This window comes from Streptomyces sp. NPDC002643 (assembly GCF_053592555.1).
In genome coordinates this window covers 266,812-288,512 of the sequence record NZ_JBSFVY010000006.1, presented here as the reverse complement: position 1 = coordinate 288,512, position 21,701 = coordinate 266,812, and the positions used below count along the sequence as shown (strand labels likewise).

General features: G+C 70.2%; 14 protein-coding genes and 1 pseudogene. 7 read left to right on the top strand and 8 right to left on the bottom strand.

Features of this window, described 5'->3' with window-relative positions; translation table 11 throughout:
• The first annotated feature begins 116 nt into the window (after window positions 1-116).
• Both ACWD4G_RS11890 and ACWD4G_RS11885 read left to right on the top strand, forming a co-directional pair.
• The gene (locus ACWD4G_RS11890) at window positions 117-3,308 is read left to right on the top strand and encodes a S8 family serine peptidase (RefSeq protein WP_451292532.1); all 3,192 of its coding nucleotides are present in this window, start codon (window positions 117-119) and stop codon (window positions 3,306-3,308) included.
• Between the two features lie 217 nt (window positions 3,309-3,525).
• Window positions 3,526-4,116: a pathogenesis-related family 1 protein gene (locus tag ACWD4G_RS11885; protein WP_451292531.1), complete on the top strand. Its 591-nt coding sequence runs from the start codon at window positions 3,526-3,528 to the stop codon at window positions 4,114-4,116.
• 96 nt (window positions 4,117-4,212) lie between these two features.
• Here ACWD4G_RS11885 and ACWD4G_RS11880 read toward each other — a convergent pair whose 3' ends face one another.
• Entirely contained in the window at window positions 4,213-5,112 is a 900-nt protein-coding gene (locus tag ACWD4G_RS11880; protein WP_451292530.1) for an aminoglycoside phosphotransferase family protein, read from the bottom strand.
• A 136-nt stretch (window positions 5,113-5,248) separates the two neighbouring features.
• Between ACWD4G_RS11880 and ACWD4G_RS11875 the strand changes: the two genes are divergently transcribed.
• From ACWD4G_RS11875 to ACWD4G_RS11865, 3 genes are all read left to right on the top strand, one after another.
• Complete coding sequence (locus tag ACWD4G_RS11875) at window positions 5,249-5,950, top strand: hypothetical protein (RefSeq protein ID WP_451292650.1); 702 nt, start codon at window positions 5,249-5,251, stop codon at window positions 5,948-5,950.
• A gap of 188 nt (window positions 5,951-6,138) precedes the next feature.
• Window positions 6,139-7,596 (top strand): AAA family ATPase, encoded by a 1,458-nt coding sequence (locus tag ACWD4G_RS11870; protein ID WP_451292529.1) that lies wholly within the window; start codon window positions 6,139-6,141, stop codon window positions 7,594-7,596.
• A gap of 92 nt (window positions 7,597-7,688) precedes the next feature.
• A complete protein-coding gene (locus tag ACWD4G_RS11865; RefSeq protein ID WP_451292528.1) occupies window positions 7,689-8,288 on the top strand; it encodes an O-methyltransferase in 600 nt (199 codons plus the stop codon).
• 731 nt (window positions 8,289-9,019) lie between these two features.
• On the opposite strand, the gene ACWD4G_RS11860 is transcribed toward ACWD4G_RS11865, so the two are convergent.
• The 3 genes from ACWD4G_RS11860 to aspS form a co-directional block, all read right to left on the bottom strand.
• Window positions 9,020-9,991 (bottom strand): intradiol ring-cleavage dioxygenase, encoded by a 972-nt coding sequence (locus tag ACWD4G_RS11860; protein WP_451292527.1) that lies wholly within the window; start codon window positions 9,989-9,991, stop codon window positions 9,020-9,022.
• Between the two features lie 160 nt (window positions 9,992-10,151).
• Window positions 10,152-11,048 carry an intradiol ring-cleavage dioxygenase gene (locus ACWD4G_RS11855; protein ID WP_451292526.1) on the bottom strand — a complete coding sequence of 299 codons (897 nt, stop codon included), beginning with the start codon at window positions 11,046-11,048 and terminating at the stop codon, window positions 10,152-10,154.
• A gap of 209 nt (window positions 11,049-11,257) precedes the next feature.
• Complete coding sequence (aspS, locus tag ACWD4G_RS11850) at window positions 11,258-13,021, bottom strand: aspartate--tRNA ligase (RefSeq protein ID WP_451292525.1); 1,764 nt, start codon at window positions 13,019-13,021, stop codon at window positions 11,258-11,260.
• A gap of 393 nt (window positions 13,022-13,414) precedes the next feature.
• Here aspS and ACWD4G_RS11845 point away from each other — a divergent pair, with 393 nt between their 5' ends.
• On the top strand, window positions 13,415-15,763 hold the full coding sequence (locus ACWD4G_RS11845) for a SpoIIE family protein phosphatase (protein ID WP_451292524.1): 2,349 nt from the start codon (window positions 13,415-13,417) through the stop codon (window positions 15,761-15,763).
• Between the two features lie 429 nt (window positions 15,764-16,192).
• On the opposite strand, the pseudogene ACWD4G_RS11840 reads toward ACWD4G_RS11845, so the two are convergent.
• Window positions 16,193-17,198 (bottom strand): annotated as a pseudogene (locus tag ACWD4G_RS11840) (AI-2E family transporter).
• Window positions 17,199-17,333: 135 nt separating this feature from the next.
• A complete protein-coding gene (locus ACWD4G_RS11835) occupies window positions 17,334-18,482 on the bottom strand; it encodes a helix-turn-helix domain-containing protein (RefSeq protein WP_451292523.1) in 1,149 nt (382 codons plus the stop codon).
• A 254-nt stretch (window positions 18,483-18,736) separates the two neighbouring features.
• On the opposite strand from ACWD4G_RS11835, the gene ACWD4G_RS11830 reads away from it, so the two are divergent.
• Entirely contained in the window at window positions 18,737-19,471 is a 735-nt protein-coding gene (locus tag ACWD4G_RS11830; RefSeq protein ID WP_451292522.1) for a right-handed parallel beta-helix repeat-containing protein, read from the top strand.
• A 1-nt stretch (window position 19,472) separates the two neighbouring features.
• Here the strand turns inward: ACWD4G_RS11830 and ACWD4G_RS11825 are convergent, their stop codons facing one another.
• Window positions 19,473-20,075, bottom strand: coding sequence for a hypothetical protein (locus ACWD4G_RS11825; RefSeq protein WP_451292521.1), 603 nt, complete (start codon window positions 20,073-20,075; stop codon window positions 19,473-19,475).
• A 408-nt stretch (window positions 20,076-20,483) separates the two neighbouring features.
• A complete protein-coding gene (locus ACWD4G_RS11820; RefSeq protein ID WP_451292520.1) occupies window positions 20,484-21,455 on the bottom strand; it encodes a pirin family protein in 972 nt (323 codons plus the stop codon).
• Window positions 21,456-21,701: the final 246 nt, after the last annotated feature.

Here is a 21,701-nt window from a genome sequence, read left to right as displayed (position 1 = left end):
CGCCTGTGGAGACCCTCCAGTACTTGACGCTTCAAGATTTATTACCGGTGAGTCGGCTGTTGAATGAGGTCAATGGGGGACGAGGTTTTTACCCGTTCGACTGACATGGACCACAGTTGACACACCATCACATACGCCCGAGAAGCGCGGCCGCCGCCCTGCTGACGCCCCTTCTCGCGAGCGCCCTGACGCTGACCGCCGTCACCGCACCCGTCTTCGCCGCCAACGACAGCTCCACCGACTCCCTTGAGAACAACGGGAGTTACGGACCCGGCACCTATGTGGTGAAGCTCGCCGACGCACCCGTCGCCGCCTACGAGGGCGGACTGCCCGGACTGAAGCGGACGGCACCGAAGGCCGACCGACGACTCGACACCGAATCCGACGCGGTCGAGGACTATCTGGAACACCTGGACGACCGTCGGGACAAGGTCCTCGACGCCGTACCCGGGGTCCGGCCGCTCTACGACTACACCTACACGTTCAACGGTTTCGCCGCCGAACTCACCGCCAAGCAGGCGTCGAAGCTGTCCGCCCAGCCCGGGGTGGTCTCGCTGATGCGCAACTCGGTCGCGCAACCGACGTCCGACACACCGACGTCCGACACACCGACGTCCGACACACCGACGTCCGGCACACCGGCTGCCGACCATGGGCCGGGGGCCGGCACCGGGACCGACGAGCGGGTCCCACAGCCCTCCCCGGCGCCCGCCGCAGCCGACCCCGAGTCCGCCGCCTCGAAGGCCAAGGCCAAGTCCGGAACCGCCGACCTCCCCAATCTCCCCCGCATGTTGGGCCTGACCGGCGACAAGGGCCTGTGGGCGAAGGCCGGCGGCCCGGCGCACGCCGGTGAAGGGGTCGTCGTCGGCATCGTCGACACCGGCTTCGACCCGTCGAACCCGCTGCTCGCCCCGCTGCCCGAGCCCCGCCCGGACGCCGAGGCGATCGCGAAGAAGTGGAAGGGCGACTGCGACCCGGGCACGGACCCGGCGTACAAGGTCACCTGCAACAACAAGGTGATCGGCGCCCAGTGGTACCGCAAGGGTGTCGCCGAGCCCACCGCCGACGACGTCTCCTCGCCGATGGACCGCGACAGCCACGGCACCCACACCGGCACCACGGCCGCCGGCAACCACGGTGTCGAGGCGTCCGTGCCCGGCAGCAACGCGAGCGGAAAGCTCAGCGGTATCGCCCCGGCGGCGCGCCTCGCGTACTACAAGGCGTGCTGGAGCACCGGTTGTTGGGCCGTGGACACCACCGCCGCGATCGACCGTGCGGTCGCCGACGGTGTGGACGTCATCAACTACTCCATCGGCGGTGACCTGAGCGGCGCGCCGACCAAGGAGGCGATGTTCAACGCGGCCAGGGCGGGCGTCTTCGTCGCCACCTCCGCGGGCAACAGCGGCCCCGACACCGTGGCACACACCGCCCCCTGGGTCACCACGGTCGCCGCGTCCACGCACGACACCGACTACACCGGGTCCCTCGTCCTCGGCAACGGCGAGCGCTACACCCACCGCAACCTCAACGGCGGCCTCGCCTCGACGCCGCTGGTGAACGCCGTCGACGTGCGCAAGGCGGACGCGGACCAGGCGAAGGCCGCGCTCTGCGCGTCCGGCACGCTGGACCCGGCGAAGGCCAAGGACAAGATCGTGGTCTGCGACCGGAGCGGCGGCGTCTTCATCGAGGCGAAGGCCGACGAGGTCGCGGCGGCGGGCGGCAAGGCGATCGTCCTCGCCAACACCCCGGCCAGTTCCCAGGACTTCATCGCGTACGCCTTCCGGGTGCCCGTGTTCCAGGTGACGACGGAAGAGGCGAAGGCCGTCAAGGAGTACGCGGCGGAAGCGGGCGCGACCGCCGAGTTCGTCGGCAGCCAGAGCCACTCGGTGAAGACCCGGGACATCACCGACTTCTCCTCCAGCGGCCCCGACCACTTCGGCAAGGGCGACCTGCTGAAGCCGGACATCGCCGCCCCCGGCGAGGCCGTCGTGGCGGGCACGGTGCCGGGCACGGGCCAGTTCACCGGGCAGTTCGGTTTCGCCGACGGTACGTCGATGGCGTCGCCGCACATCGCGGGCCTCGCCGCCCTGCTGAAGCAGCTGCACCCCGACTGGTCGCCGATGGAGATCAAGTCGGCGCTGATGACGACGGCCACGACCAAGGACGAGACCGGCGACCCCATCGGCCGCCAGGGCGCCGACTCCGCCACGCCCCTCGACTACGGCTCCGGCACCCCCGTCGTCACCCGTGCCGCCGACCCCGGTCTGGTCTACGACTCCACGTCCGCCGACTGGATCTCGTACCTCTGTGCGATCGGCAACCCGCCGGCCACCCAGGACGGCGGCGACGCCTGCGCCACGGCCGCGAAGATCGACCCGAGCGACCTCAACTACGCGTCGATCGCGGTCGGCGACCTGCTCGGCCACCAGACGGTGACCCGCAAGGTCACCAACGTGGACGACGAGAAGGCCACCTACACGGCGAAGCTCCAGACCCCGGCCGGTGTCCGCGCCGAGGTCACGCCGAAGCGGCTGACGCTGGCGCCGGGCGAGTCGGCGACGTACCAGGTGGCGTTCGAACGTACGGACGCGACCTACGATGACTGGGCCTTCGGCTCCCTGACCTGGAGCGACGCGCACAGCGCCCACCGGGTGACCAGCCCGATCGCCCTGCGGCCGGTGCGTTTCGTGGCGCCGGACCCGGTCACGGTCACCGGCTCGGACTCGGTGAAGCTGTCGCCGGGCGTCGGCTGGAACGGCGAGCTGACCGCGAAGGCGTCCCTCTACACCGGCGAGCGGACCACCGGCACCCTGACCGGCACCGACCAGTCCCGCTTCTGGGAGAGCCAGCACACGAACGACGCGGTCGTGAAGCACCGGGTGCATGTCCCCGAGGGCGTGCCGTTCACCCGGGTGGCCACCACCTCGGCGGACCATGTCGCCGGCAGTGACATCGACCTGTACGTCTTCGACACCAAGGGCGAGCATGTGGGCCGCTGGCCCGACGTCGGCTCCGACGAGTACGCCGATCTGCCGCCCGGGGACTACGACGTCTACGTCCTCCAGTACGAGCTGCCGGCCGGCACCACCAGCCAGCAGTACACCCTGTGGACCTACGAGGTCGGCCAGGGCACCCCGGCCGTGACCCCGGCGGTCACCCCGGCCGAGCAGAAGGTCACCTCCGGGGACCGCCCCGAGATCACGCTCACCTGGCCGGACGCCGCGAAGGGCGAACGGTACGTGGGGGTCGTGGAGTTCGGGGACGGCGAGACGAAGGTGGGGCAGACGGCGCTGACGGTGACGCCGTAGCGATAGCCGGATACCTGTTGTCGGGCCGACCGCCCGCGAACTCCCGCTGCTTGAGGAGGAGTTCGCGGGCGGTCTTCGGTTTTCGAAACCCCTCGCGTCCGAGTTTCCCCCGATGGAATGGCAGAACTCCTCGTCCGCTCCGCACGCTGCGGTCGCTCCTCTACAAGTAGCAACGCCGGTAAGGAAGTTGAGCGACAGAGGCAGGAGGACACAGGGCGTGCGACAGGACAGGGTGCGAGCGATGGCGGCGGTCGCGGCGGCCATGGTGATGCTCACACCGGGGGCGGCGCGGGCGGCGGATCACCGGCCGAGGGTGGTGGAGGAGACGACGACCGGACGACCGACGGCGGCGGCGACGATGTGGGAGTCGGCGACCGGGACGACGGTACGAAAACGGGACGTCAACGGCCTCCTGACGATCGTCAACAAGGCGCGGGCGGACGTCGGTGTCCCCCCGCTCGTCTGGGACGAATCGGTGGCGGCCCAGTCCCGTTACTGGGCGAGGGTGAGGGTCGACGACTGCGCGCTGATCCACTCGAACAGCCGCTACGGCGAAACCCTGGCGAAGGGTTCCGGCCCCGACTTCTCACTGTCGGACGCGGCCCGCCTGTGGGTGGACGAAAAACCCGACTACGACCGCGCCACGAACTCCTGCGTGAACGGCCGCCAGTGCCTCCACTACACCCAGGTCGTCTGGCGCACCTCGACGAGAATCGGCGCGGCGAAGACCAAGTGCCGCAACGGCTGGACATATGTGGTGGCGAACTTCGACCCACCGGGGAACTGGGTGGGCCGAAGGCCGTACTGAGCGCTCCGCCGGCCGTGTCGATATGCGGCTCCGCCGCCGGGCCGCAGCGGGCTTCGCCCGACCTGCTTGGCCGGCCTCAGCTCGCTTGGCCGACCCTCAGTCCTCTTCCAGCACCGTCCGGATCACGTGCCGGGCGTTGTGCGCCATGGCGGGGTTCGTCTTCCGGTAGTGCGGCAGCGCGATCAGCGCCTGCGAGAGTGTCCGTCCACGGCCGCGGACCCAGGTCGCGTCGTCCACGCCCAGCGCCTCGCGGAAGACCTCCCTCGCCTTGGCCGGGAGCAGATTCCACGCCGGGAACAGATCGCAGGCAGGATCGCCCGCCCCCAGGCACCCGAAGTCGATCACGGAGGTCAGCCGGCCACCGTCCACCAGCAGATTGCCCGGCATGAGATCGGCGTGCAGCCACACCGGCGGCCCGTCCCAGCCGGGGGCCCGCAGCGCCTCCTCCCACACGGCCGTGGCGGCATCGCAGTCGACGCCCTCCTGGGGGATCGCCCGCAGTTCCTCGATCGCCGCCCGGGTCTCCGCGTCGAGCGAGGCGACCGGCCCACCGCGGTGGGCCCGCGGCGCCCCCGGCAGGGTGATGCTCCGCATCGCCGCCACGAACGCGGCCAGATCCCCGGCCAGCGGCACCGGCGCGCTCAGGGCTCCCGCCTCGGGATTCTCCCCTGCCAGCCACCGGTAGACCGACCACGGCCATGGGTACCCCTCACCGGGTTCCCCCTCGCCGAGCACCTCGGGGACGGCCGTGGGCAGGTGAGGCGCGAGCCGGGGCAGCCACGTCCGCTCCACCGCCACATCCCCGACCCCGCCCTCCACGAGCGGCAGCCGTACGACCATGTCGTCGCCGAGCTGGTACATGGCGTTGACCGTCCCACCGGACGGAACGCGCCGCACCGCCAACCCCGCCCACTGGGGGAACTGCCCGGCGATCAGCCGCCGCACCAGGCCGACGTCGATGGGGTGCATGCCGGGACGCATCTGCCCTGCGCTCATGGCACGTCATCCGACCGCCGGACACCGACGAGCGTCAATCACTTTTCCGGCGGCGTGATAATCCCCCCATGGCCCCACCTCCACCCCCCACCACCGCACAGGCCCGAACGTGAACGCCCCCGACGCGCACCCCTCCATCCCCGACCCGGTCCACCACCTCCTCACGGAAGTCCTGACCATCGGCGCCCCCTATGGCCTGGCCTTGACCGGCGACTACGCGGTCCAGGCGCACGGCCTGCTGGAGAAGGTGGGCCGAGGCGCGACCCTGGAGGTGGCGACGGAACACCCCACACCCATGGACCGCATCGCGACGGCGATCAGCGAGGGCCTGACGGCCCGAGGCTGGCTGGTCATGACGGAGGCGGCGACGACCCCTCTCTCCGCCCGCCTGGTGATCACGGACCCGACGACGGCGGAGGCCCGAACCCTGGACCTCGTCAAGGAACCCTTCTGGCACCCCCCGGTGGACACACCGCTGGGCCCGGCCCTCTCCCTGGAAGACGTCATCGGCACGAAGGTCAGGTCCCTGGCGGACCGGATCACCGCCCGCGACCTGATCGCGGTACACGCCACGGCGGACCACTGGACCCACCCCGAACGCGAGGAACTGGCCCGCCGCCACACCCAGGACACCTCGTCCACCTTCGACCTGGCGGACCTCCAGTCCCGCCTGGAAGCCACCCAGTATCTGGACGACAGGGAATTCGCTCGCCACGCCCTGGACGAACAGGCGATTCTGACCCTCAGAGCATGGGCCCAGACCTGGGCCGACGACATCGCCGAACGCCTCCTGGAAGAGGAGGCGATGAACCCCCCGACGGAGGAAGACCCTTGGTGACCGACCGGTGAGGGGCCGATGAGCAAACGCCGCTACGTGGCCCGGGTTCACTGAAGCGATAGCCCCCGCCCCCTGCTGGCCCTGCCTTTTCCCTCGCCCGGCCCCGCGCATCGTCGAGGAATTACATAGAATCAAACTACGTAGAATGCATCTACAAAACTCTGCGCGACTTCTCAGGAGGCCGCCCCATGCCCACCCCCTTCGTAGGCCGTCAGACGGAGCTGGCCCTCCTCCACAAGCGTCTCGACCGCGTCACCTCCGAGGGTGCCGGGGTGGCCGTAACCATAAGAGGGCGGCGGCAGGTCGGGAAGTCGCGGCTCGTTCAGGAGTTCTGTGACCGGGCCCGGCGGCCGTATGTCTTCTTCACCGCGACCAAGGGCGCCTCCCCCGTGGAGGGCATCGCGGACTTCATGGCCGAGCTGAGGGAGTCGTCCCTCCCCGTCGACCGGGAGCTCCTGCCGAAGAGCGCGCCGACCAACTGGCCCGACGCCTGGCGCACACTCGCCGGCGTTCTGCCGACCGACTCCCCATGCGTTGTCGTACTCGACGAACTGCCCTGGCTCGCCGAGCAGGACCGCGTCTTCGACGGAGCACTCCAGACCGCCTGGGACAGGCTGCTGGCCCATCGGCCCGTGCTTCTCCTCCTGCTCGGCAGTGATCCGCACATGATGGAGCGGTTCACGGCATACGACCGGCCGTTCTACGGGCGGGCGGACAGCCTGGTACTCGGTCCGCTCAACCCGGCGGAGACAGGGGACGCGCTGGGGCTGGCGGCCGCGGACGCCGTCGACGCACATCTCGTGTCCGGTGGGCTGCCGGGAATCCTGCGAGCCTGGCCGCACGGCACCCCGGCACTGCACTTCATCGAGGCCGAGTGCGCGGACCCCGCCTCGCCGCTCTTCGGCGTTCCGGAAGCGGCCCTCATGGCGGAGTTCCCGGCGCCCGACCAGTCGCGGCGGGTGCTGGAGGCGGTAGGCAGCGGCGACCGTACGCACGCCAACATCGGGGCGACGGCGGGGAGCCAGAGCGGGGCGCTGCCGTCGGGGGTACTGTCCCCTCTGCTGCGCAGGCTCACGGAGGAGAAGCGCGTCCTCGCCTGCGACACACCGCTGTCCACCAGTCCCGGCAAGCCCGCGCTCTACCGCGTCGCCGACAGCAACCTGCGTCTCTACCTCGCTGCCCTGCGCTCCGCGCAGGAACTGTCGAGGCGGGGCCGGCCCGAAGCCGCGTACCAGCTCGTTCAGCGGCGTTGGGCCGCCTGGCGTGGGCGGGCCGTGGAACCGCTGATCCGGGAAGCGCTGGAGCTGGCCGCCGCCGTCGGGGAGTTCCCGTGGCCGGACACCGAGGTCGTCGGAGGTTGGTGGAACCGGCGGTTCTCCCCGGAGATCGACCTCATCGGCGCGGACCGCGCTCCCGTCGCGAGCGCCCTCCACTTCGCCGGGTCCGTGAAGTGGCTCGCCTCGCCGTTCGACCGGCACGACTTGACCGCACTGCGGACAGGGGCCGAACAGGTTCCCGGCTTCCCGGACACCGGGGCGCGACTGGCCGTGGTGTCACTGTCCGGGACCGTGACGCCCATGGGCGAGGACGACGGGGTCGCATTGGTGTGGGGTGCCGGGGACGTGGTCTCCGCATGGCGACCCTGAGCCACGGGAATCCGGCACGGCCATGAGCGGCACCGGAAACCGGCACCGGAAACTGGTTGAACGCCCCGGCGTCGTGCTCTCAGAATCCCGGTATGGACGACAATCCCACCATCACCCAGTTCCCCGCTGTGCTGTCGGAGCTGCGGGCCGCCGCGCATGCCGCCGGTTTCACCATGTCGTGCGAACCGCGTACCGGCAGTTTCCTCGCCACGCTCGCCGCGAGCCGGCCCGGCGGTCGGGTGCTCGAACTCGGGACCGGGGTCGGAGAGGGGACCGCCTGGCTGCTCAGTGGGATGAGTGGCGGCGCCGAGTTGGTGACCGTCGAACTGGACGGCGAGGTGCAGGGCATCGCCCGCGACCGGCTCGGCGGTGACGACCGGGTCAGCTTCGTGACGGCGGACGGCGGGCGCTGGCTGGAGGAGTACGACGGCGCCCCCTTCGATCTCGTCTTCGCCGACACCTGGCCCGGCAAGTTCACACACCTCGACCGGGCGCTGCGACTCGTCGCGCCCGGTGGGATGTACGTCATCGACGATCTGTTGCCCCAGCCCGGCCGGCCCGAGGGTCACGAGACCGCGGTGACCGATCTGCTGGCCGTGCTGGAGGGGCGTTCCGACTTCCGGAGCACCCGGCTCGCCTGGTCGAGCGGGCTGCTGATCGCCGTACGGGACGCCCGCCCCGAAGCCACCTGAGCCACCGGGTCCAGGCCCATCGCCGTCCGCGCCGCCTGGACATGGTGCAGCCCCTCGGTCGCCGTACGCGTGACCAGCGCGTACTGGGCCGGAGTGCGGGCGGCGGCCAACTGGGCGCGGGCCGTGCGCAGACGTTCGCCGGCGTCGGACAGGGACTGCGCCGCGCTGCCGTCCGCCCCGGCCTGCGTCCGTACGTCGATCCCGGCGAGGCTGCCGCCGAGCCGTACCACCCAGCGGTTGGCGTCGGCCTCGGCGTCCAGGTCCGACGCCGGTTCCCGCCCGGCGCCGGACCGTCGCTGCGCGACCACCGCCCCCACCGCCCCGACGATCAGCAGCAACGCCACCAGCATGGCGATCTTCATGACCTTCTCCAGCGTTTCGATTCGACGTTCGACGTTCGACGTTTCGACGTATTCGTCTCCTACGGGTTTCTCACCCTGTACGTCCCATCAGACCGCGCCCCGCTGTGATCGCCCGTCGAGAAACCTGTGCGTCTCCTGATGACTTCCCAAGCCCCCATCCCGGGGCACGGGTACGCGGGCATGCCGAAGGGCCCGGAACCCAGGGGGTAGGGTTCCGGGCCATGACCCGCGCCCCAAAGGGGCGCGGGGCTGTGTTGGATGTGCGGCTACCGCCGCGCGGGCGCGACCAGCCACAACGGCGCGGCAGACAAACAACTACCGGCCTGCCCCGGCGGCGGAGCCGCACCCCCGCCCAAGCCAGCGCAGCGATCACGTGCCGGTGTTCGTCGCCTCCGGATCGACCCCCACGGTGATGCTGCCGATGACGCCCTTGGCGATGTCGTTCTTCTTGTACTTCAGCTTCAGCAGCCCGCCCTGCGTGCCGCTGTCGTCGTAGATGGTGTCCTCGTCGAGGGTGGTCCGCTCGGTCGTGGAGGTCGAGTACGGCTCCACCTCGGCGGACGCGAGGACCGACTCCTCGTCGAAGAAGAACTGCCCGGTGTGGCAGGTGTTCCCGCCCTCGTAACCGGCGTCCGTCCACTCCCCGTTGACATGCACCTTGGTGTGGACGTGCACACAGCGGCCCTGGTACCAGCCGGGGAAGATCGTGGTGAAGGTGACGAAGCCCTTCTTGTCCGTCTTCCAGGTGCCGCGCAGGTAGCGGGTGTCGCTGGTGGGCTCCTCGTGGCCGCCGCCCCCGCCGCCGGCGGGGGGCTCGCCGGTCGGGGTGCCGGACGGCATGTCCGTGGGGGTGCCGGTGGGGGCGTCCGTGGGCGCGGTGCCGCCGCCCTCGGAGAAGCTCTCGTAGCCCGAGTAGTAGCCCAGGGCGTCGCAGTGCCAGATGTCGACGGCCGCGTCGCGGATCGGCCGGCAGGTCTCGGAGTCGATCACCTTGATGCGGAGGGTCAGGGGGATGCCCTCCTTGTCCTCGGTGATGTCCTGGCGCAGCTTGTCGGCGTCGATGTAGTAGGGGCCCTCGGTGGTCTCCGAGGTGAGCTTGTAGCACTCCTCGCCGGCGCTCGCGCTGGTGGAGGCGAGGGGGCTCGCGTTGCCCTTGCCCTTGGTCGTGCCCGCGCTCGCGGTCGCCACGACGGCTCCGCCCACACCCACGGCGGCCACGGCACCCGCACTCGCGACGACGACCTTGCGGCGCGTCAGATCCCGCTTGTGCTTGGGCCCCTGGCTGGGCCGGCCGTCGCCGTTCTCGCTGTACTCACCGTTTTCGGTCTGCATTCCCGTCATGGGCAGGGAAGTTAGGGACGCAGACTGTCAAGGCCTTAAGAAAGGACTGTGGTTTAGCACTTATTCCCAAGAGTGAGGAAAGAGGGCCTGAAATCTCCGTCCATTTCAGGCCCTCTTTCAGCAAAGCTTCGGCAAGGCTTACCTTACTTATACGGCCGCTTTATGGCAGACCCTGTCCGGTGTTCGTCGCCTCCGGGTCGACCCCGACGGTGAGCGAGGCGCGGACACCCTTCGCGATGTCCCTCTTGTCGTAACGGAGCTTGAGCAGACCGCCCTGGGTGCCGGTGCCGTCGTAGATGGTGTCCTCGTCGAGGGTCGTGCGCTCCGCCGTGTTGGAGACATACGGCTCCACTGCGGCGGAGGCCAGGACGGACTCCTCGTCAAAGAAGAACTGCCCGGTGTGGCAGGTGTTCCCGCCCTCGTAACCGGCGTCCGTCCACTCCCCGTTGACGTGCACCTTGACGTGGATGTGGACGCAACGACCCCGGTACCAGCCGGGGAAGATGGTCTTGAAGGTGACGAACCCGTGCCGGTCGGTGCGCCAGGTGCCGCGCAGATAGCGGGTGTCGTCGGTCGGCTCCTGGTGGCCGCCGCCCGGGGGCGGGCCGGTCGGGGTGCCGGTCGGCGCGTCCGTCGGGGGTTCACCGGTGGGGGCCGGGCCGCCACCGCCGTTGCCCATGTCCTCGTAACCGGAGTAGACGCCGCCCGCGTCGCAGTGCCAGATGTCGACGGCCGCGTCGCGGACGGGCCGGCAGGTCTCGGAGTCGATCACCTTGACGCGGAGGGTCAGCGGGATGCCCTCCTTGTCCTCGGTGACATCGCGGCGGAGCTTGTCCGCGTCGATGTAGTACGGGCCCTCGGTGGTCTCCGAGGTCAGCAGATAGCACTCCTCGGCGGTGTCCCGGCCCTCCGGATTCCGGGCGGCGCCCTCTCTCCGCTCACCGGCGACAGCGTTCGCCGCCACCGCGGTGCCGAGCCCCATCGCGGCCACCGCGCCCGCCCCGGTCACGACGACCTTTCGGCGCGTCACATCCCGTTTTTCCGTCAAATCCTGCATTCCGGTCGTTTCTTGGGACGACTGCGGCTGCTCAGGCTGTTGATTGGCTGTCATGGGCCGGGAAGTTAGATATGAAGCCTGTCAGCGAGCTGAGAAAACGAAGCCTTTTCACCACGCATAGAAAAGGGTCCTGAAATCGTTCGTCGATTTCAGGACCCTTTCTTTCAAGCCGGGCAAAGGCTTGCCTTACTCACTTCACGGCATATCGACTACTTCGGCTGCGGCTTCCGTACCGAAAGGTGCAGCTCCCTCAGGCGGGCCTCCTCCAGTTCGGTCGGTGCGCCCATCATCAGGTCCTGGGCGTTGCCGTTGAGCGGGAAGGCGATGGTCTCGCGGATGTTGGGCTCGTCCGCGAGAAGCATCACGATGCGGTCGACACCCGGCGCGATACCGCCGTGCGGCGGGGCACCGAAGCGGAACGCGCGCAGCATGCCCGCGAACTGCTCCTCGACGGTGTCCCGGTCGTAGCCCGCGATCTCGAAGGCCTTGAGCATGATGTCGGGCTCGTGGTTCCGGATCGCGCCGGAGGACAGCTCGACGCCGTTGCAGACGATGTCGTACTGCCAGCCGAGGATATCCAGCGGGTCCTGGGTCTCCAGGGCCTCCAGACCGCCCTGCGGCATGGAGAACGGGTTGTGCGAGAAGTCGATCTTCCCGGTGTCCTCGTCCTTCTCGTACATAGGGAAGTCGACGATCCAGCAGAAGCGGAAGACGCCCTCCTCGAAGTGCCCGGCGCGCTTGGCGGCCTCGACCCGCACCGCGCCCATGATCTTCGAGACCTCGTCGAACTCGCCCGCGCCGAAGAAGACGGCGTGACCGGCGGCCAGCGACAGCCGCTTGGTCAGCTCGGCGACGTTCTCCTCGGTGAGGAACTTGGCGATCGGGCCGGAGAGCGAACCGTCCTCGGCGACCCGCACCCAGGCCAGACCCTTGGCGCCCTGCTCGATCGCGTACTCGCCGAGCTGGTCGAAGAACTTCCGGGGCTGGGCGGAGACATCCGGCACGGCCAGCGCGCGTACGTGCTTACCGGCGAAGGCCTTGAACTCCGAGCCCTCGAAGACATCGGTGATGTCGACCAGTTCCAGCTGGGCGCGCAGATCCGGCTTGTCGGAGCCGTACTTGAGCATCGCCTCACGGAACGGGATACGCGGGAACGGAGACGTCACATGACGGCCGCCCCCGAACTCCTCGAACAGCTCGGTCATCAGCTTCTCGATGGGCTGGAAGACGTCCTCCTGCTCCACGAAGCTCATCTCGACGTCGAGCTGGTAGAACTCGCCCGGCGAACGGTCCGCGCGCGCGTCCTCGTCACGGAAGCAGGGCGCGATCTGGAAGTACCGGTCGAAGCCCGAGATCATCAGCAGCTGCTTGAACTGCTGCGGCGCCTGCGGGAGCGCGTAGAACTTGCCCGGGTTGAGGCGGGAGGGGACCACGAAGTCACGGGCGCCCTCGGGGGAGGTCGCCGAGAGGATCGGGGTCGCCATCTCGTTGAAGCCCAGCGCCGTCATCTTGTGACGGATGGCCGAGATCACGGCCGTACGCAGCATGATGTTGCGGTGCATGCGCTCGCGGCGCAGGTCCAGGAAGCGGTACTCCAGGCGCCGCTCCTCGTTGACCCCGTCCTCGGCGTTGATGGTGAAGGGGAGCGGGGCGGCGGCGCCGAGCAGCTCGACCTCGCCGACCTCGACCTCGACCTCACCGGTCGGGAGGTCCGGGTTCACGTTCTCGGCGCCACGGGAGACGACCTTGCCGTCCACGCGGACGGTCGACTCCTTGGAGATCTTGTCCAGGGCCTCGTACGCCGGGGTGCCCGGACGGGCGACGAGCTGCGTGATGCCGTAGTGGTCGCGCAGATCGATGAAGAGGATGCCGCCCAGGTCGCGCCGATTGTGCAGCCAGCCGCTCAGCCGGACGTCGGTGCCGACGTCAGAGGCGCGGAGCTCGCCGCAGGTGTGGGACCTGTACCGATGCATCGTCGTTCATCGTCCTTCGTTGGTCGGGTTTGGCGCCTGCCGAGGTTGCCACCCCGGCAAGAACGGGCACACGGCCCATGCTCACGGTGGGTGTTTCACGTGAAACAACCCCAAGGGTACCGGGCACCCCAAGATCGCCTCCCACCGTTTACCGCCGTCGGCCCCACGCGGCGCCAGCGCACCCCCGTCGCACACCCGCCCCGCACCGCCGAGCCCGACAGCCACGCACCGTCCAGCCATGGGCATAGCCATCCGCAGGACCGCAAGCGGTTTCTGCCGATAGCGTCGATCGTCGTACCGCCGTCGCCGCCGATCGCGGTTACTCGCGGTACTGCCCGGTGCCCCGGACAGCTTCGGTGGCACGGTCCGATCAGCTGTTCTTAGAGTGGGTCAATGCGCACTGGTGAGCCCCCTTCTCCCGTGGGGGACGTCCTGTCCGCTCTGGCGACGGGACTGTGGACCTGGGACAGCGCCGCCGGTGCCGTCACCGTGGACGCCGAAGCCGCCCGACTGCTGGGGCTCCCCGCGGAGCCGAGCACCCTCACCCAGGCCGGCGCGAGAGCCAGACTCCACCCCGTCGACTGGAACGAGATCGTCTCCGTCGTCCAGCTCGCCGGCCTGGAGGACACGATCGCCGAGGTCCGCATCCGGGTCATGGACGACCGCGGCCGGGTCATCCGTACGGTCCGCAGCCGCTCCAGATCGACCTTCGACCGGGCGCGCGGCTCCTACGAACTGATCGGCACGCTCCAGGAGGTCACCGAGCCCTCGCCGCAGACCGCCTCCCGCGCCCCCGCCGTCACCGGCGACTGGCGGCGCTCCCGTGAGGCGTTCCTGCTGGACGCCGGTCGCGCGCTGGCCGAGGCGCGGTCCACCGAGGAGGTCCTGCGGGTCGCGGCCGGCCTCGCCATGCCCGGCTTCTCTCCGGACGGCCTCGCCGTGTTCGGGGCGGAGGGCGACCGGCTCACCGTCATCGGCCACCACGGGCACAAGCCCGGCGACGAGGGTCCCTTCGCCCTGATGCCGCTGGAGACGGACTATCCGGCCGCCGAGGTCGTCCGCACCGGCCGCGCCGTCTATCTCTCCTCGCCCGAGGAGTACCAGGGCCGCTATCCCACGGCGTGGCCGCTCGCCGAACAGTTCGGCCGCCAGTCCTGGGCGTTTCTGCCGCTGATCGTCGCCGGCCGCACCATCGGCGCCTGGATGGCGGGCTTCACCTACCCGGTCGCCTTCACCCCCGACGAGCGCTCGGTCCTGACCACCGTCGCCCGTATGCTCGCCCAGGCCCTGTCCCGCGCGGGCGCCGCCGAGACCGAGCGCGAGCTGACCGACGGCCTCCAGCGCACCATGCTGCCGACCCTCGGCCCCGAGATACCCGGCATGACCGTCGCCGCCCGCTATGTCCCGACCGGGGGCGGACTCCAGGTCGGCGGCGACTGGTACGACATGATCGCCCTGCCGAACGGTCGCTTCGCCCTGGTCATCGGCGACGTCCAGGGCCATGACGTACGGGCCGCCGGGCTCATGGGCCAGCTCCGGATAGCCCTGCGTGCCTACGCCTCCGAGGGCCACCGCCCCGACGCGGTCCTCTCCCGCGCCTCCCGCTTCCTCCACGGCATCACCCACGACGCCGTCACCGCCACCGCCGACTTCACCGACCTGCGCTTCGCGACCTGCCTGTACGTCGAGGTCGACCCGGCGTCCGGGGTGCTGGACATCGCCCGCGCCGGACATCTCGACCCGGCGATCCGGATGGCCGACGGCACGGTCCTGGTTCGCCCGACCCCCGGCGGCCTCCCCCTCGGCATCGACCCCGACGCGGACTACCCCACGACCCGGCTGGTGCTGGAGCCCGGCGAGACGATGCTGCTGTGCACCGACGGCCTCATCGAGACCGGTGGCCACGACCTCGACACGGGCTGGCTCCGTGTCCGGCGGATTCTGGAGTCGTTCGACGCCCGCGCCGGCGACGACACACCGCCTTATGCACCGCCTTATGAGCGGGCGCGGCTGGAGGAGTTGGCGGATGTGCTGGTGCAAGGGGTGCACGGCCCGTCGTCGCACCACACACCCGGTCCGCTCGCCGACCGCCGCGAGGACGACATCGCGATGCTGCTGCTCTGCCGGGAGAGCGCGGGGCGGGACCGCGGCGACACCGCGACCGCCGGGCTACCGGTACGGCGCAGCGCCCTGACCGTCGCCCAGGCCGAACCCGAGCGCATCTCCGGGGCCCGGCAGCAGGTCCGCGAGCTGCTGCACGACTGGGCCGACGACGACCAGATCCACTCCGCGGTCCTCCTCGTCTCCGAGATGCTGACCAACGTCCTCGTCCACACCGACGCGGACGCGCTGCTCGTCGCCGAGATGACGGGGGAGGGCGGCAAGCGCCGTATGCGAATCGAGGTGACCGACGCCGGCGACGACCTCCCCCACAAACGCCACCCCGGCGAACTGGCCTCCTCCGGCCGCGGCCTCGTCCTCATGGACATGCTCGCCGACGCGTGGGGGGTGGACCCGCGTGGCTACGGCAAGAGCATCTGGTTCGAACTCCACGAGACGGCTCCGCCGGGGGAGCGGGGGGCGCCGGGAGCGCCGGAAGCGCCGGCGAAGCCGGGCGGGCCGGTACAGCCGGGTGACTCGGCCGGGGTGGACGTCATGGAGGGGTTGGACGAGCTGGGAGGCCTGGAGGGCTTGGGCGGCCTGGGAGGGCCGGGCGCGCCGGAAGGATTGGGCGGGCGGTAGGGGGCGATCGGCGTTGAGGGGTTGGACAGCTTGGATGGGCTGGGCGGGTTTTGGGGGCGGACCGTCGCCAAGGGGCTGAGCAGTTCCTGAGGGCCGGGCGGGTTATGTGGGGGCGGACCATCACTGAGGGGCTGGGGCGGCTCGTAAGGGCTGAGCAGGTGATGGCGGGCGGACCTTCGCTGAACGGCTGGACGGCTCGGACGGCTGGACGGCTCGGACGGCTGGGCTCCAGCGGGCGGACCCTCGCAAAGGGGCTGGACGGCTCGGAGGAGCCGACCGCCTCGGGAAGGGTCGGCCGCCTCGGAAGGGCCGGGCCGGTTATAGCGGGCGGACCTTCGCTGAGAGGCTGGGACGGCTCGTAAGGGCTCGGCGGCCTATCGGAGGCGGACCGTCACCGAGCGGGCCGACCGTCACCGAGCGGACGTACCGTCACCGAGGTGGCGGTGCAGTCGGCTCGGCGTTCTCCTCCCCCTGCCCGCCGGAGGCATACCGTGCCACCCCGAACGCCGCCGCCGTCAGTGGCACCGCCAGGAGCATGCCGAGGATTCCGGCCACCGACGCGCCCGCCGTGATGGCCAGCAGGACGACCGCCGGATGCATCCGCACGGTCCGGCTCTGGATCATCGGTTGCAGCACATGCCCCTCCAGCACCTGCACGGCCACCACCACCCCGAGCGCCCACAGGGCGATCACGAACCCCCGGTCCGCCAAGGCGACCAGCACGGCCACCGCACCGGAGATGAACGCCCCGAGATAGGGGACGTACGCCCCCACGAACACCAGCGCCCCGAGCCCCACCGCCCCCCGGCACGCCGAGGATCAGCAGCCCCACGGTGATGCAGAGGGCGTCGATCAGCGCGATGACCGTGGTCCCCCGCATGAACCCCTCGACCGCCTCGAAGGCCCGCCGCGCCATCGCCTCGACCGTGTCGGCGGCCCCGCTCGGCGACAGGGCCCGGATCGCGTCGACGGCCCGGTGCGAGTCCCGCAGGAAGAAGAAGACGAGCAGCAACGCGAGTACGGCCATGGCGATGACCTCGCCGACCACGCTCACCCCGCTGATCACCCCGGCCGCCGCGGTCCCCCCGAACTTCGAGAGCAGTTCCCTGGCGTTGGCGGCGAGATCGTCGAGGGAGGTCCCGGCGGCCCCGAAGCGCTCGGCGAGATCCTGGGCCGCGTCCCGGACCGAGGCGATGATCTGGTCCCCGGTGTCGACGAGCGCCGCGACCACGATGTAGACGGCCCCGCCGACCACCGCGACGACGGCGACACAGGTCACCCCGGCCGCGACCGAGCGATTCACCCGCGCCCTGACCAGCCTCCGGTACAACGGCCCCAACAACGCCGCACCCAGCAACGCGAGCAGCACGGGAATGACGGCGGTCCGCAACTCCACACACAGCCGAACCCCGATGTACACGACCCCCGCGACCATCAGCAGCACGGCACACCAGGCCGCGACCCGCCGCACGGACTCGGAAAGCACCTCCACCTTCCCAGCCGATCACGCGCCGGACCGGCCTGTCGTGCGCAGACGGCCCGGGCGGGTGACCCGCGCCGCGACCTTGCGTCACCCCTTGCCGATGAGGAACAGCTGACGATCGCCGACGGCGACGCCATCGCTCCCCTCACGGTCGTCACACCCCTCGACCACGGCCGGCGCACCCCTCTCACCGGCGTCCCCGTCGATACCCACGCACATGTCGTCCCCCAGCGCGGACCGCAGCCGCCACCCCTTGGTGCCCTCGGCCCGTTCGATACGGAAGAGTTGGGAGTCGCCACCGGCATCGCAGTCGTTCCAGGGTTCGAGCCTGTTCCGGAAGACTCCGTCGACCAGCAGGGTGAGACACCCCTTGCCGAACTGCGGGTTGTCCCACTGGATGCGGTACAGCCCGTCGTCGGCCCGCAGCAGATACGTACGCGGCGGCACGGCCTCGGCACACGGCCGCTGTACGGCGACCAACTTGGACTCGCCGCTGTCCACCCGTACGTCCCCGTCGGTCAGACAGAGTTCGGGCGCCCGCGCGGGCCGGATGAGCGAGAGCCCGGGGGCGGGACCGGGCCCCACGGGGGTGGCCGCCGCGTTCATGGACGGCCCCGAGGTCCCGGAGGCCTTCGCCCCCGCCCCGGCGTCACGCGAGGCGTCGCCGTCGCCGTCCGGCAACAGCACCAGGGCCCCTACGACCAGCAGCGCGACCGTACCGAGCGAGGCGACGGCGGCGACGGCCGTAGTACGGGGAGTGGGGGATGCGCCCCCTTTTCGCTTGCCGGAGGCGCCTTCCCGCTCGCCGTCGCCCCCGTCATGCTGCCCCTCGGCCCCGTCGCCCCCGGCGAAAGGGTCGACGTCCGCGGAACTGTCGCCCCCGATGGAAAGGTCGGCGTCCGCGGAACCGTCGCCGCCCCCCGCGGCAAGCCGCTCCCTGGCCTCCAGCCAGACGGCCTCCCCCTCCCTCCCCACCCCACAGGCCCGTACGAGCGCGGTGACGACCTCGGGGCGGGGGAGACCGTCGCGGCGGAGTACGTCGGCGAGGGTGCTGCGGGCGAGGACGTCCCCGCGCTCGGCGGCCTTCTGCTCCAACTGCCGGTAGGTGAGCCCGCTCTGTTCCTTGAGCCGCCGCAACAGGGCGATGTACGCGGCCGGGGTACGCGCGGTCGCCGGGTCCAACTCCCCCTCGCCGCCGGTGTTTTCTGTGTGTCCGCTGTCCCCCGTGATCGCCATGCGGTCATTGTGATCCCGCCGTTCACGACCGACAACCCTCGTCCCGGCCACGTCGTCACACCCGGCGCACACCACCCGCACCGCCCCGGACAGGCCGCTGACCAGCCCGGACAGCCGTACGTCTGTCCCGGACACGGAAAACCGTTGCCGGACAAGATCCGGCACCGCAGGCTCGGTTGCTGTCACGGCGGCCGACCCGGCGAGGGGAGGGCCGGCCGCCCTCAACCACCCACCCACCGAAGGGAAGTCACGGCATGCGCCGTTCCGTACCGAAGGCCACCGTCACCACCGTTCTCGGCAGCGCGCTGCTGCTCGGCGCCCTGGCCGAGCCGAGTTGGTCCGCGCCGCAGGCGGCCGCCAAGTACCCGGGGCAGACGAAGTGCCCGAAGGGCGACTACCAGCTCTGCATAGACGGCGGCCCCGGCGGCTTCACGATCAAGGGCAGGACGTTCTCCGGCCACGACAACGCGATCCTGCTCAGGAACGTCTCGAACGTCACGATCACCGGCAACACCTTCAAGAACCTCAGCGGCTCCACGGGCTACGCCGGCGTCCATGTGAAGAACTCGTCCGGCATCGTGATCAAGAAGAACACGTTCTCGAACCTGCGCAACAAGGGCCATATGCACGGCGTGTACCTGGTCGGGACGACCAACTCGACCATCACCGGCAACAAGTTCTCGTCCATCACCGGCGACCCCGTACGCATCCGGGACGGCAGCCGCGACAACACGGTGAGCGGCAACACCTTCACCAAGTCCGGTACGTACGCCGTCGTCAGCGAGTGGCGCGACGCGCGGAAGGGCGAGACCTGCGGCGGCGGCAACACCGTCAAGAACAACAAGTACGGCAAGGGCTACTACGGCAAGTCCGTCCCCCTGATCCGCTGGGGCGGCAAGGGCAGCGGCAAGACCGGCCCGAACAAGCTCCGTTGGAACACCTGCGACAAGCCGACCATCACCAACAAGGGCGGCAACACCAGGCTGTGACTCAACCGCTCTCCGCCGTCGGCCGCAGTGCCATCACCGTCCCCGTCGCCCCCGTCCACGCCCCCATCAGCAGCACGGTGAGCCATGCGCTGACCGGCCCCGCGAGGCAGAGCAGGGCGATGACGAAGGCGGACCAGCCCAGCCAGGCGGGGAGGGCATGGGTCAGCATGGTCGCCCGCCAGACGGTGAAGAGGAGAACCGCCGCCCCGGCCATCGCCGCGATGAACCCGCCGTACGCCACATCGAGCAGCACCATGGCGACCATCGCGGTCCCGGGCCCCACCACGAACGACTCGGTGTTGTTCGCGGTGATCGCGTAGATGGACCCGGCGATGGTGGCGACCATCGTCAGCACCACGAAGGCGATCCCACCCGCGAGCACCAGGAGCGCCCGGTTCCCGACCCGCCGTGTCAACCCGCCCAGGAACCACAGGAACAGCAGCCCGGAGACCAGCATCAGCGGTGCCATCGCCTCGGTCAGATCCAGGTTGCCCTGGTCGCGGTAGAAGGCGACCGTCTCGCGGAGGCCGTCCTCGCCGTCGTAGTCCGGGGTGTTGCCGTACATCACCGGTATCGCGATGAGCAGAAGGACACCGGACGCCATCCCTGCGATCCCGGGCCAGACGTCCTTTCTGAAAGGCGGATCGGGATCGATGCGCAGAGTCGTCCGCGCCGTCGGGGGCGGTGTCGAGGTCCCCATGCCGGCCTCCCGTCGGTCTCCCGTCGGCCTCCCATGATTCCTTCCCAGTATGCGCGGTATGCGGCTTTCACCACATACGGAGAGGCCCTCACCCAAGCCGGGGTGAGGGCCTCTCCGTGAACGTGTGACCAGGGTCGGTCGGGGGCCGCCCGGAGCAGTTCGGAGTCACTCAGGACCGATCGAAATCGGCCAAGGTCGGACGGGTCGGAGACCGCCCTCAGCCGGCCAAGGTCGGCCGGACCAGAGACCACCCTCCGCCGGCTGAGGCCAGCCGGGCCAGGGGCCGCCCTCAGCCGGCCAAGACCGGCCGGATCAGAGGCCGCCCTCCGTCATCCCGTGGACCGCCGGAATCGTCCCCAGCCGCCCCTTCTGGAAGTCCTCGAACGCCTGCTGCAGCTCCTCGCGGGTGTTCATGACGAACGGGCCGTAGTGGGCCATGGGCTCACGGATCGGCTGTCCGCCGAGGAGAAGGATCTCCAGGTCGGGCGCGTCCGCGTCCTGCTTCTCGTCGGCGCGCACGGTGAGGGACGAGCCCGCGCCGAACACGGCCGTCTGACCGAGCTGGATCGGACGCCGGTCCACACCGACGCTGCCGCGCCCGGCGAGCACATACGCGAGCGCGTTGAAGTCCGCGCGCCACGGCAGCGTGATCTCCGCGCCCGGCGCCACGGTCGCGTGGAGCAGGGTGATCGGGGTGTGGGTGACACCCGGACCCTGGTGGCCGTCCAGCTCACCGGCGATGACACGGAGCAGCGCGCCGCCGTCGGGGGTGGTGAGCAGCTGGACCTGGCCGCCGCGGATGTCCTGGTACCTCGGGTCCATCATCTTGTCCTTGGCGGGGAGGTTCACCCACAGCTGGATGCCGTGGAAGAGACCGCCGGACATGACGAGGGACTCCGGCGGCGCCTCGATGTGGAGCAGACCGGAACCGGCGGTCATCCACTGGGTGTCGCCGTTGGTGATGGTGCCGCCACCGCCGTTGCTGTCCTGGTGGTCGAAGATCCCGTCGATGATGTAGGTGACGGTCTCGAAGCCACGGTGGGGGTGCCAGGGGGTCCCCTTGGGCTCCCCGGGCGCGTAGTCCACCTCACCCATCTGGTCCATCATGATGAACGGGTCGAGATGGCGGTAGTTGATCCCGGCGAACGCACGGCGGACCGGGAAGCCCTCGCCCTCGAAACCGCTGGGCGCGGTCGTCACGGCAAGCACCGGACGGGCCACGGCGTCGGCGGGAGCGACGACACGGGGCAGGGTCAGCGGGTTCTCGACGGTCACTGCGGGCATGTCGGTACCTCCTTGTGCGGCCAGTTTAGTTGACTATTGAACTTCCTGCCAGCCCCAACCACGCGGAGCCGCGCCGCATTCCCGGGGCGAGGGCACCTTCGTCCCCCCGGCCAGGCAACAGAAACGCCGCCGGTCATCCAAGACCAGCGGCGCGACATCAATGAAAAGGCCGGGGCGCAGCCCCGTCTTTTCAGGGGCGCGGGGCTGTATCAATATGCGGCTCCGCCGCGTGGGCGCGAGCAACCA